This window comes from Staphylococcus sp. AC872, from assembly GCF_979255425.1.
This window is the reverse complement of sequence record NZ_CEEDKW010000012.1, coordinates 25241-37526: the sequence shown is the minus strand read 5'-3', so window position 1 is coordinate 37526 and position 12286 is coordinate 25241. Positions and strand designations below refer to the sequence as shown.

Annotated in this window: 15 protein-coding genes; all 15 read left to right on the top strand. The window is 32.5% G+C overall.

From position 1 onward, the window contains the following. The first annotated feature begins 243 nt into the window (after positions 1–243). The 15 genes from ACZ267_RS12155 (at position 244) to veg (ending at position 12206) form a co-directional block, all read left to right on the top strand. Positions 244–771, top strand: coding sequence for a GNAT family N-acetyltransferase (locus ACZ267_RS12155; protein WP_002465699.1), 528 nt, complete (start codon positions 244–246; stop codon positions 769–771). 44 nt (positions 772–815) lie between these two features. Next, complete coding sequence (locus tag ACZ267_RS12150; protein ID WP_002465708.1) at positions 816–2153, top strand: Orn/Lys/Arg family decarboxylase; 1338 nt, start codon at positions 816–818, stop codon at positions 2151–2153. Between the two features lie 2 nt (positions 2154–2155). Further along, positions 2156–2767: a dTMP kinase gene (gene tmk / locus ACZ267_RS12145; RefSeq protein ID WP_002465698.1), complete on the top strand. Its 612-nt coding sequence runs from the start codon at positions 2156–2158 to the stop codon at positions 2765–2767. A 34-nt stretch (positions 2768–2801) separates the two neighbouring features. Then, on the top strand, positions 2802–3131 hold the full coding sequence (locus tag ACZ267_RS12140; protein ID WP_002451717.1) for a cyclic-di-AMP receptor: 330 nt from the start codon (positions 2802–2804) through the stop codon (positions 3129–3131). 125 nt (positions 3132–3256) lie between these two features. Next, complete coding sequence (locus ACZ267_RS12135) at positions 3257–4183, top strand: DNA polymerase III subunit (RefSeq protein WP_015365366.1); 927 nt, start codon at positions 3257–3259, stop codon at positions 4181–4183. Beyond that, on the top strand, positions 4184–4987 hold the full coding sequence (locus ACZ267_RS12130; protein ID WP_002465695.1) for a PSP1 domain-containing protein: 804 nt from the start codon (positions 4184–4186) through the stop codon (positions 4985–4987). A 16-nt stretch (positions 4988–5003) separates the two neighbouring features. Next, a complete protein-coding gene (gene yabA, locus ACZ267_RS12125) occupies positions 5004–5351 on the top strand; it encodes a DNA replication initiation control protein YabA (RefSeq protein WP_079449165.1) in 348 nt (115 codons plus the stop codon). Positions 5352–5447: 96 nt separating this feature from the next. Next, positions 5448–6173: a tRNA1(Val) (adenine(37)-N6)-methyltransferase gene (locus ACZ267_RS12120; protein ID WP_002465693.1), complete on the top strand. Its 726-nt coding sequence runs from the start codon at positions 5448–5450 to the stop codon at positions 6171–6173. Then, on the top strand, positions 6166–6414 hold the full coding sequence (locus ACZ267_RS12115; protein ID WP_002465713.1) for a GIY-YIG nuclease family protein: 249 nt from the start codon (positions 6166–6168) through the stop codon (positions 6412–6414). The genes ACZ267_RS12120 and ACZ267_RS12115 overlap by 8 nt, the downstream gene beginning before the upstream one ends. 1 nt (position 6415) lies before the next feature. After that, positions 6416–7255, top strand: coding sequence for a 16S rRNA (cytidine(1402)-2'-O)-methyltransferase (rsmI, locus tag ACZ267_RS12110; protein WP_079449164.1), 840 nt, complete (start codon positions 6416–6418; stop codon positions 7253–7255). 228 nt (positions 7256–7483) lie between these two features. Next, on the top strand, positions 7484–9454 hold the full coding sequence (metG, locus tag ACZ267_RS12105) for a methionine--tRNA ligase (protein WP_002465697.1): 1971 nt from the start codon (positions 7484–7486) through the stop codon (positions 9452–9454). 26 nt (positions 9455–9480) lie between these two features. Then, positions 9481–10251, top strand: a complete 771-nt coding sequence (locus tag ACZ267_RS12100; RefSeq protein ID WP_002465689.1) for a TatD family hydrolase — start codon at positions 9481–9483, stop codon at positions 10249–10251. A gap of 148 nt (positions 10252–10399) precedes the next feature. Beyond that, positions 10400–10948, top strand: a complete 549-nt coding sequence (gene rnmV, locus ACZ267_RS12095) for a ribonuclease M5 (protein ID WP_002465712.1) — start codon at positions 10400–10402, stop codon at positions 10946–10948. 4 nt (positions 10949–10952) lie between these two features. After that, on the top strand, positions 10953–11843 hold the full coding sequence (rsmA, locus tag ACZ267_RS12090) for a 16S rRNA (adenine(1518)-N(6)/adenine(1519)-N(6))-dimethyltransferase RsmA (protein WP_047210646.1): 891 nt from the start codon (positions 10953–10955) through the stop codon (positions 11841–11843). Positions 11844–11942: 99 nt separating this feature from the next. Further along, positions 11943–12206: a biofilm formation stimulator Veg gene (veg, locus tag ACZ267_RS12085; protein ID WP_002451728.1), complete on the top strand. Its 264-nt coding sequence runs from the start codon at positions 11943–11945 to the stop codon at positions 12204–12206. Positions 12207–12286 lie beyond the last annotated feature (80 nt).

Here is a 12286-nt window from a genome sequence, read left to right as displayed (position 1 = left end):
TAAGCGTATTTCTCTCAAGTTGAAAAAGGTCCTTAGCGCCGAAGGTAGCAGACTAACGTTCTAAAGCAAAACAGTGAGGTATTTTTAAATTTTTGAATAGTGGTAAATACCCCAAGGCCTTAATGGCCTCTTTTTTTTATGTCTAACACTTAACTTAATAATTAAATTTAATGTGAAAAAGCTTGAAATGATTTACATTTAAAACAAAATTCAATACTATCGTATTTAAAGGAGTGCTTTAAAATGATCATTAGAGCTTTAGAAAAAACAGATTTACAATATTTACATAATTTGAATAATGAATATTCAATTATGTCTTATTGGTTTGAAGAGCCTTATCAATCATTAAGTGAATTAGAATCGTTATACCAAAAGCATATTTTAGATGAATCAGAAAGACGATTTGTTATTGAAGAGGATCAACAATCCATTGGTGTTGTTGAGTTATTAGAAATTAATTTTATACATAGAACTTGTGAAGTGTTGATTATAGTTGACCCGCAATTTGCGAATAGAGGTTATGCGAAAAAAGCGTTTAAGATGGCAGTAGATTATGCGTTTTTAGTGCTTAACATGCATAAAGTATATTTATATGTAGATGTAAATAATGAGAAGGCAGTACATATTTATAAAAGTAATAACTTTGAAATTGAAGGAAAATTAAAAGAACACTTCTATACAAGAGGAGAATATAGAGACTGCTATGTCATGGGACTATTAAAACGAAATTGGGTTAATCAACAAGATGATGATTTATCTCATATAAGATAGTCTAGGTTAGATAAGACGATTATAATAGTGAAGAGAGTGATGATTTGAGTTTACCAATATCAAAAAAATTACATGAATTAATATCACAACAAAGTATTTCCATGCATGTGCCTGGTCACAAAAATATGACTATAGGTAAGTTGGAATCATTGGATTTGAAAATGGATATGACAGAAATCACTGGATTGGACGATTTACATCATCCAGAAGATATCATTTTAGAAAGTATGTCAAACTTTAATAAACATAGAGATTACGATGCTTATCTATTAGTCAATGGTACTACTTCTGGTATTTTATCTGTAATCCAAGCCTTGGCATATGAATCTGGAAACTATTTGATACCTAGAAATGTACATAAGTCAGTTTTTCACGGATTGGAATTAGCGAATCAAAAAGCGACTTTAACAAACATGAAGGTAAGTTCAACATCCTATCATTATATAGCTCCTAACTTTAAAGGATTAGATTTGAGTCAACATAAATTAGCGATTATGACTTATCCCAATTATTATGGAGAAACTTACTCAATTCAAACTGATATAGACTTATTGCATTCTAATAATGTTCCAGTACTCGTTGATGAGGCACATGGTGCACATTTCGGTTTAGATGGATTTCCTGATTCTACATTAAATTATGGTGCTGATTATGTAGTTCAGTCTTATCATAAAACATTACCTGCACTTACAATGGGGTCAGTGTTATTTATACATAAAGATGCCCCTTATAAAGAAAGCATCAAACAATATTTATCTTATTTTCAAACGTCTAGCCCATCATATTTAGTCATGGCAAGTTTGGAGTTAGCACAAACATTTTATCAAAATTATGATAGTGACTTATTTTTTGAGAAAAGACATATACTCTCGAATGTTTTAAAACGTAAAAGTTTTGTTGTTAAAGAGGTTGATGACCCATTAAAAATGTTGATTTCTTACCCAGGTTATTCGGGGTATGAAATTCAAAAATGGTTTGAGAAGGAACATATATTTGTAGAGTTAGCAGACGAATATCAAATCTTATTTGTATTACCGTTATGGCATAAAGATGATAAATATCCTTTTGAGATATTAATAGATAAAATTAAAAGTATGGTCTTACCGAAAGTAAAGAAAGATGTGTTGATATACCCACAGCTTATGACAGAAAGTGGTACATTTTTACCTATGATATATAACAAAGTTAAATGGATTGATATTAGTCATTCAGAAGGAAAATTGTTAGCTCAACACGTTATACCTTATCCACCAGGTGTACCGATTCTGTTTAAAGGAGAAAAAATCACTTTAAATATGATAAAATTAATAAATCAATATCAACATTCAAATATGAAAGTTGAAGGAATAAAGAATAATCAAATATTAATTAAGGATGAATAAAAATGTCAGCATTTATAACATTTGAAGGGCCAGAAGGTTCAGGGAAAACAACGGTTTTAAAAGCAGTGGCTGAAAAGTTAGCTCAGCACTATGATGTTATATCGACCCGTGAACCTGGTGGTGTTCCAACAGGCGAAGAGATAAGAAAAGTCGTACTAGAAGGCAATCAAATGGATATTAGAACTGAAGCAATGCTATTTGCGGCATCGAGACGAGAACATTTAGTAGAAAAAGTAATACCTGCTTTGAGAAACAACCAAATTGTTCTTTGTGATAGATATATTGATAGTTCATTAGCATATCAAGGGTACGCGAGAGGTATCGGAATTGAAGAAGTGAAAGCTTTAAACGAATTTGCAATTAATGGACTATATCCAGATTTAACGATTTATTTAGATGTTTCTGCTGAAGTAGGTCGTGAGAGAATCCTCAGTAATCAAAGAGATCAGAATCGCTTAGATCAAGAGGATATTGATTTTCATGAAAAAGTCATTGAGGGATATCATCAAGTGATACATAATGAACCAGAACGTTTTGTTCAGATAGATGCAGATCAATCAATTGAAGAAGTTGTGTTAGCTACATATCAATCTATCATCAAATATTTAAAATAAATGTGATATAATAGACGAAAGAGGTGTTATAGAAATGAAGATGATTATAGCAATCGTCCAAGACCAAGACAGCCAAGAACTTTCAGACCAACTTGTCAAAAATGATTTTAGAGCAACAAAATTAGCAACAACAGGTGGTTTCTTAAAAGCCGGTAATACAACGTTCTTATGTGGTGTTAATGATGACCGTGTAGACGATTTATTATCAGTTATAAACAATACTTGTGGTAATAGAGAACAACTTGTGTCTCCTATTACACCAATGGGTGGTAGTGCAGATTCTTACATACCATATCCAGTTGAAGTGGAAGTTGGCGGCGCAACGGTATTCGTAATGCCTATTGAAGCTTTCCATCAATTTTAAATATAACTAATGTTTATTGCACGAGACATTCGTTTATTGATGAATTGTAATATACAGTATTTAACAATTTGAGACTGCTCTTTTAGCAGTCTTTTTATATAAGTAGATATAGGAGAGATATCCAGATGGATGAACAACAACAATTAGCTAATGCTTATGCGTCTAATAAATTGTCACATGCTTATCTTTTTGAGGGTGATGATGCACAATCAATGCAAAAGGTCGCTATTAATTTTGCTAAACTCATCTTATGTAACAATGATGAACAATGTGAAGCTAAAGTAAATACGTTGAATCATCCTGATTTTATGTATGTCTCTAGTGAAGAAAGTACAATAAAAAAAGAAAAGGTTGAACAACTCGTTCATCATATGAATCAACTACCGATAGAAGGTAATTATAAGGTATATATTGTAGAAGATTTTGAAAAATTAACTGTTCAAGGTGAAAATAGTATATTAAAATTCTTAGAGGAACCACCTCAAAATACGATAGCAATTTTATTATCAACTAAACCAGAACAGATTTTAGACACCATACATTCAAGATGCCAACATGTCTATTTTAAACCTATTGATAAAGGTCAGTTCATCAATCATTTAGTTGATGAGTCTTTGACACGTCCTGTAGCGGAAATGCTAAGTACATATACAACGCAAGTAGAGACTGCATTATCATTAAATGAAGAATATGACCTTACTAGTTTGAGAAAGACAATTATAAGATGGTGTGAGTTGTTATTGACAAATCGTTCGATGGCATTAATTGGGATTATCGATTTGTTAAAACAGGCGAAAAATCGTAAATTACAGTTGTTAACATTATCGGCCGTGAATGGATTTTTTGAGGATATCATGCACGCAAAAGTAGAAGCAAATAGTGAATATATATATAGTGATTTGAGTGTTGAGATAGAAAAGTATGCAAAGCATTTAACATATAACCAACTTATATTGATGTATGATCAATTGACAGAGGCACATAAAAAGTTAAATCAAAATGTAAACCCAACACTTGTATTCGAACAAATAGTGATTAAAGGTGTGAGATAGATGCCAGATGTAATAGGTGTCCAGTTTCAAAAAGCTGGAAAGTTAGAATATTATGCACCTAAAGATTTACAAATTGAAATGGACGATTGGGTAGTAGTGGAATCTAAGCGAGGCATAGAAATAGGATTAGTAAAAATGCCTACGAGAGCTGTAGATGATGGTGATGTTTCTCTTCCATTAAAAGAAGTAATGAGAATAGCGACACAACAAGATATTGATACCTACAATAATAATGCAATGGATGCTGAGAAGGCACTTGCACTATGTAAAGAGGTAGTAGCACAACAGGAATTGGATATGAGATTAGTTAATTGTGAATATACATTAGACAAATCAAAAGTCATTTTCAATTTTACTGCTGACGATCGTATTGACTTTAGAAAGTTAGTAAAAGTATTAGCACAAAACTTGAAAACAAGAATAGAATTAAGACAGATCGGTGTGCGAGACGAAGCTAAATTATTAGGTGGTATAGGGCCATGTGGACGCTCTTTATGCTGTTCAACTTTTTTAGGCGATTTCGAACCTGTGTCTATTAAAATGGCTAAAGACCAAAACTTGTCACTCAACCCTGCTAAAATTTCGGGCGCATGTGGGCGCTTGATGTGTTGCTTAAAATATGAAAACGATTATTATGAAGAAGCACGTGCTCAATTACCAGACGTAGGTGACTCAATTGAAACGCCTGATGGTAATGGCCAAGTAGTTGGATTAAATATCTTAGATATATCTATGCAAGTTAAAATAGACGGTATGGAACAACCATTAGAATATAAAATGGAAGAAATTGAAGCATTTAATTAAGGAGGTTTAACCACCTTTGAATCGTAATGAGTTATTTGAAAAATTAATGCGCTTAGAAACTAACATGAACCAGCTTAATCAAGATATGTTAGATTTAAAAGATTTAGCTGTAGCATTGGTTGAAGAAAATGTAGCGCTTCAAGTAGAAAATGATAATTTAAAACAATTAATGGATAAGAGCGAAAGTTCAAATTCTGATACTGTAAACCCACACCATATGAAACATGTGAAGAAGCCACTGCCTAGTAAAGATAACTTAGCAATGTTATATAAAGAAGGATTTCATATTTGCAAAGGTGAGTTATTTGGCAAACATAGACAAGGTGAAGATTGTTTACTTTGTTTAAATGTATTAAGTGATTGAACTATGTTGATATAAGAAAGATGATAGGGATGTGTTATGAGTAGACGATGATAGAGACTACGTTATAACAGCGTCCCTTTTTTAGGAGAAAGATAAATGTTAAAAGATAATGAGAGGTTAGACTTACTAATCAAAGAAGATTTGAAGATTATTCAAAATGATGATGTATTTTCATTCTCAACTGACGCTTTGTTATTAGGGGATTTTACCGAAATTAGAAAGAAAGACAAAATTATCGATATATGTTCTGGTAACGGCGTTATACCATTGATACTTTCCCATAAAGGGAGCCAAACTATTGAAGGTATCGAAATTCAACAACAACTTGTGGATATGGCACAGAGAAGTTTTAAGTATAATCAATTAGATGACCGATTACTCATGCATCATATGGATGTCAAAAATGTATATCATTATTTCAAACCCTCACAATATACGGTTGTTACATGTAACCCGCCATATTTTAAAGATAATCAGTTGCATCAACATCAAAAAGAAGCACATAAAATTGCTAGACATGAAATCTTATGTAAATTAGAAGATTGCTTAATGGCTGCTAGGCACTTATTAAAGCAAGGTGGAAGATTATATATGGTGCATAGAGCTGAAAGAATGATGGATGTACTAACTGAAATGAGACGTGTTAATATTGAACCGAAGCGACTAACGTTTGTTTATAGTAAGCATGATAGAGATGCACAAACGATTTTAATAGAAGGCAGAAAGTCAGGAAATCAAGGCTTAGATATTACAAAGCCATTTTATATTTATCAAGAAGATGGCACGTACTCAAAAGAAATGAAGGGTATATATTATGGATAAACATTTTGTGTATATCGTAAAATGTAAAGATGGAAGTCTTTATACAGGTTATGCCAAAGATATAAAAGCACGTGTGGCGAAACATAATGAAGGAAAAGGTGCTAAATATACAAAAATAAGACGTCCGGTAGAGTTAGTTTATCAAGAAACGTATTCTACTAAGTCAGAAGCATTGAAACGAGAGTATGAAATTAAGACCTTTACACGGCAAAAGAAATTAAAATTAATTAAAGAGGGATAGTATGACTACATTATTTTTAGTAGGAACACCGATCGGCAATTTAGCTGATATTACATATCGTGCTATAGATACACTTCAACAAGTAGATCTAATCGCATGTGAAGATACACGTGTTACACGTAAATTATGTAATCATTATGATATTAAGACGCCACTTAAATCCTATCACGAGCACAATAAAGACCAACAGACAGACTATATGATTGAACAGTTATTGTCTGGTATAGATATTGCATTGGTTTCGGATGCAGGTTTACCATTGATTAGTGATCCAGGATATGAATTAGTAGTAGAGGCACGTCAACATGATATCAAAGTTGAAACAATACCAGGACCTAATGCAGGTTTGACCGCTTTAATGGCAAGTGGATTACCTTCATATACGTATACATTTTTAGGATTTTTACCTAGAAAAGATAAAGAAAAACAAAATGTGTTGTCAGAACGAATGTTCCAAAGTAGTACACTTATTATATATGAGTCGCCTCATAGAGTGACCGATACGCTAAAAGTGATTGATAAAATAGATTCACAAAGAAGAGTATCATTGGGACGAGAATTAACAAAGAAATTCGAACAAATTGTAAATGCAGATGTAAATACATTATTAACTATGTTGCAAAATAGTGAGATTCCATTAAAGGGAGAATTTGTCATATTAATTGAAGGCGCTGAAGCTGAAATTTCTACAACATGGTTTGATGATATGTCAATTGAAGAACATGTCGACTATTATATCAAAGAAAAAAATATCAAACCGAAAGCAGCGATTAAAATGGTTGCAGAAGATCGCCAAAGCAGAACTAGTGAAATATATAATATTTATCATCAAGTGGATTAAAGTTGCATAAATTTAAAACTTGAACAATGTTATGTGCATCAAGTGAATTAATGCAGACTTTCAACCCCATAACGTCTTAAATTATGGTATTGTAGTAAAGATAATATTACAAGCAACTAATAGTAATAATGTATTGTAATAAGTAAGGTACAGTAAGAACGGTACACAATTGAAAAGCAAAATAAATTTAGATATCATTTAACATGTAAGAAATGAGGAGGACCTTTGATGGCTAAAGATACATTTTATATAACAACCCCAATTTATTATCCAAGTGGTAACTTGCATATTGGGCATGCATACTCAACTGTAGCAGGTGATGTGATTGCTAGATATAAACGAATGCAAGGATATGACGTTCGTTATTTAACAGGTACAGACGAGCATGGTCAAAAAATTCAAGAAAAAGCACAAAAAGCTGGTAAAACTGAATTAGAATATTTAGATGAGATGATTGCTGGAATTAAAAGTTTATGGGATAAGTTAGAAATCTCAAATGATGATTTCATTCGAACTACTGAAGAACGACATAAGCAAGTCGTTGAAAAAGTATTCGAACGTTTATTAAAACAAGGTGACATTTATCTTGGCGAATATGAGGGATGGTACTCAGTACCAGACGAAACGTATTACACAGAGTCACAATTAGTTGAGCCTATTTATGAAAATGGCAAGATTGTTGGAGGGAAAAGTCCTGATTCAGGCCATGAAGTAGAATTAGTAAAAGAAGAAAGTTATTTCTTTAATATTAAAAAATATACTGATCGCTTACTTGAATTCTATGATCAAAATCCAGACTTTATTCAACCACCTTCAAGAAAAAATGAAATGATTAACAACTTTATTAAACCAGGTTTAGAAGATTTAGCTGTTTCACGTACGTCATTTAACTGGGGCGTTAGTGTGCCTTCCAATCCTAAACATGTTGTTTATGTATGGATAGACGCGTTAGTAAATTATATTTCTTCTCTAGGTTATTTATCAGATGACGAAACGTTATTTAACAAATATTGGCCAGCAGATATCCACTTGATGGCCAAAGAAATCGTACGATTCCATTCAATTATTTGGCCAATTTTATTAATGGCATTAGATTTACCATTACCTAAGAAAGTCTTTGCACATGGTTGGATACTAATGAAAGACGGTAAAATGAGTAAATCGAAAGGCAATGTTGTTGACCCTAATGTATTAATTGATCGTTATGGCTTAGATGCTACACGTTATTATTTAATGCGAGAATTACCATTTGGTTCAGACGGTGTGTTTACACCAGAAGCGTTTGTTGAACGTACTAACTATGATTTAGCTAATGATTTAGGTAACTTAGTGAATCGTACCATTTCAATGATTAATAAATATTTCCAAGGTGAACTTCCTGCATATCAAGGTCCTAAACATGAATTAGACGAAGACATGGAAGCTATGGCTTTAGATACAGTTAAAGAGTTCCATGAAAATATGGAGAGTTTACAATTCTCTGTAGCTTTATCAACAGTTTGGAAATTTATTAGCCGTACTAATAAATATATTGATGAAACAACACCATGGGTTTTAGCGAAAGATGAAAGTCAAAAAGATATGTTGGGCAATGTGATGGCACATCTCGTTGAAAACATCCGCTTTGCAACTGTATTATTACGACCATTTATTACACATGCACCAAAAGAAATATTTAAACAATTAAATATTAATAATCCAGAATTAATGGAATTCTCAAGTTTAGAGACTTATGGTGCCTTAACAGAACCTATTACTGTAATAGCTAAACCAACACCAATATTCCCTAGATTGGATACTGAAGCGGAAATTGCTTATATTAAAGAATCAATGCAACCACCAAAATCTGAGGGAAAAGAAGACGTTCCAAGTAAAGACATCATTGATATTAAAGACTTTGATAAAGTGGAAATTAAAGCTGCAACAGTGATTGATGCTGAAAATGTTAAGAAATCAGATAAACTATTAAAAATTCAAGTAGATTTAGACAATGAACAACGACAAATTGTTTCTGGTATTGCGAAATTCTATCGTCCTGAAGATATCATTGGTAAAAAAGTTGCTGTAGTAACTAACTTAAAACCTGCGAAACTAATGGGACAAAAATCTGAAGGTATGATTTTATCAGCTGAAAAAGATGGTGTGTTAACGTTGATTAGCTTGCCAAATGCTATTCCAAATGGCGCAATTATTAAGTAATCATGCTTTAAATTAGGAGGATAATCATGTTAATTGATACACATGTACATTTAAACGATGAGCAATATGATGAAGATTTAAATGACGTCATCACTCGTGCAAGAGAAGATGGTGTTGATCGTATGTTTGTAGTTGGTTTTGATACACCAACAATTGAACGTACAATGGAATTAATTGATAAATATGATTTTGTTTATGGTATCATCGGTTGGCACCCTGTAGATGCCATCGATTGTACTGAAGAAAGATTAGAATGGATAGAAAACTTATCAAAACATCCAAAAATTATTGGCATCGGTGAAATGGGATTAGATTATCACTGGGATAAGTCACCTGCCGATGTTCAAAAAGAAGTCTTTAGAAAGCAAATTGCTTTAGCTAAACGTGTACAATTACCAATTATTATTCACAATCGTGAAGCAACACAAGACTGTATAGATATTCTGATGGAAGAGCATGCTGAAGAAGTTGGAGGCATTATGCATAGCTTTAGTGCATCTCCAGAAATCGCTGATGTTGTCATCAATAAGCTAAACTTTTACGTTTCTTTAGGTGGCCCAGTCACATTTAAAAATGCGAAACAACCCAAAGAGGTTGCTAAACATGTACCGATGGATCGATTATTAGTCGAAACAGATGCGCCTTATCTATCACCACATCCATTTAGAGGTAAGCGTAATGAACCCCAACGTGTAACATTAGTAGCACAACAAATCGCTGAATTACGTGATATGAGTTATGAAGAGGTATGTCGTCAGACAACAGAAAATGCAGAGAGATTATTTAATTTAAATTAAGCATAATTACTAGATTGAGAAAGGTATCATTTATTGGATATCTTTCTCATTTTTTATTAAATTAAGACTGAAGGCAGTGTTATTAATGAAATTTTGTTAGAATAAGATGAATCAAGATTTTCATTAAAATGAAGAAGGAATTAAAAATATGAAAATAAATGAATTTATAGTCGTAGAAGGTAGAGATGATACACAACGAGTTAAATCTGCGGTTGAATGCGATACAATAGAAACGAATGGTAGTGCTGTTGATGATGATGTGATAGCTGTTATTAAACAGGCACAAGAGACACGTGGTGTTATTATCTTAACCGACCCAGATTTTCCAGGCGACAAAATAAGAAATACGATAAAAGACCGTGTACCTGGTGTAAAACATGCATATATAGACAGAGAAAAAGCTAAAAACAAAAGAGGGAAAATAGGTGTTGAGCATGCACATGTAGATGATATAAAAGAAGCACTCATGCATGTTAGTTCTCCTTTTGAAGAAGCTGAAGAATCCATTGATAAAAATGTATTAATCGAATTAGGACTCATTATAGGACGTGATGCTCGTAGACGGCGAGAAATTCTAGGTCGAAAATTACATATTGGACATTCTAACGGTAAACAACTTTTGAAAAAATTGAATGCCTTTGGATACACAGAAGAAGATGTACGACGTGCATTAAACGAAGATAAGGGAAGTGAGTAAAGATATGGAACATAAAGATATAGCTACACCATCGCGTACAAGAGCATTATTAGACCAATATGGATTTGATTTCAAAAAAAGTTTGGGACAAAACTTCCTAGTAGACGTTAACATTATTAATAAGATCATCGATGCTAGTGATATTGATGAAACTACAGGCATAATAGAAGTAGGACCAGGTATGGGTTCATTAACTGAACAATTAGCAAAACATGCTAAAAAAGTAATGTCATTTGAAATTGATCATCGATTAATACCAGTATTGAAAGATACTTTGGCACCATACGATAATGTCACAATTATCAACGAAGATATTTTAAAGGCTGATATCGCTACAGCAGTAACTGAACATTTAAAAGACTGCGATAAAATTATGGTTGTGGCTAATTTACCATATTATATAACTACACCTATATTACTTAATTTAATGCAACAAGACATACCGATAGATGGTTATGTTGTGATGATGCAAAAAGAAGTTGGAGAGCGTTTAAATGCAGAGGTAGGTACGAAAGCTTATGGCTCGTTATCGATTGTGACGCAGTATTATACTGAAACAAGTAAAGTCCTAACAGTGCCTAAAACTGTATTTATGCCACCACCTAATGTAGATTCCATAGTGGTTAAATTAATGCAAAGATCAACACCGTTAGTAGATATCGATGATGAAGAAGCATTCTTTAAATTAGCAAAAGTTGCATTTGCACAACGACGAAAGACGATTAATAACAATTATCAAAATTTCTTTAAAGAGGGAAAACAACATAAAGAAAGTATATTGAGTTGGTTAGAAAAAGCGAATATTGATCCTAGACGAAGAGGTGAAACATTGTCAATTCAAGATTTCGCTCAACTTTACAAAGAATTAAATAATTTCCCTGAATTAATAAATTAAATTGTTGACAAACCCCAATTACCTTGATAAAATTTTAGTTTTATTTGACAAAATCGCTATAAACATGGTAATATAACACTTGTAGCGAGGTGGAGCAATATGCCAAAATCAATTTTGGACATCAAAAATTCTATTGATTGTCATTTAGGAAATCGTATTGTACTTAAAGCCAATGGTGGTCGTAAGAAAACAATCGAACGTTCTGGTGTTTTAAAAGAAACATACCCATCAGTATTTGTCGTTGAACTTGACCAAGACAAGCATAACTTCGAAAGAGTATCTTATACATACACTGATGTGTTAACTGAGAACGTACAAGTTTCATTTGAAGAAGATAATCATCAAGAAGCAATTGCACACTAATAAGACATATGGCATAGATGTAGATATATCTACTCTATCAATTTAAGTTTTATATCATATTAAGGTGAGTATTGAGCAAC

Bases quoted from the DNA above. Each gene is read 5' to 3' on its own strand.
- ACZ267_RS12155 (WP_002465699.1), top strand. From the start codon at position 244: ATGATCATTAGAGCTTTAGAAAAAACAGATTTACAATATTTACATAAT.
- tmk (WP_002465698.1), top strand. From the start codon at position 2,156: ATGTCAGCATTTATAACATTTGAAGGGCCAGAAGGTTCAGGGAAAACA.
- ACZ267_RS12140 (WP_002451717.1), top strand. From the start codon at position 2,802: ATGAAGATGATTATAGCAATCGTCCAAGACCAAGACAGCCAAGAACTT.
- ACZ267_RS12135 (WP_015365366.1), top strand. From the start codon at position 3,257: ATGGATGAACAACAACAATTAGCTAATGCTTATGCGTCTAATAAATTG.
- ACZ267_RS12130 (WP_002465695.1), top strand. From the start codon at position 4,184: ATGCCAGATGTAATAGGTGTCCAGTTTCAAAAAGCTGGAAAGTTAGAA.
- ACZ267_RS12120 (WP_002465693.1), top strand. From the start codon at position 5,448: ATGTTAAAAGATAATGAGAGGTTAGACTTACTAATCAAAGAAGATTTG.
- ACZ267_RS12115 (WP_002465713.1), top strand. From the start codon at position 6,166: ATGGATAAACATTTTGTGTATATCGTAAAATGTAAAGATGGAAGTCTT.
- rsmI (WP_079449164.1), top strand. From the start codon at position 6,416: ATGACTACATTATTTTTAGTAGGAACACCGATCGGCAATTTAGCTGAT.
- metG (WP_002465697.1), top strand. From the start codon at position 7,484: ATGGCTAAAGATACATTTTATATAACAACCCCAATTTATTATCCAAGT.
- ACZ267_RS12100 (WP_002465689.1), top strand. From the start codon at position 9,481: ATGTTAATTGATACACATGTACATTTAAACGATGAGCAATATGATGAA.
- rnmV (WP_002465712.1), top strand. From the start codon at position 10,400: ATGAAAATAAATGAATTTATAGTCGTAGAAGGTAGAGATGATACACAA.
- rsmA (WP_047210646.1), top strand. From the start codon at position 10,953: ATGGAACATAAAGATATAGCTACACCATCGCGTACAAGAGCATTATTA.
- veg (WP_002451728.1), top strand. From the start codon at position 11,943: ATGCCAAAATCAATTTTGGACATCAAAAATTCTATTGATTGTCATTTA.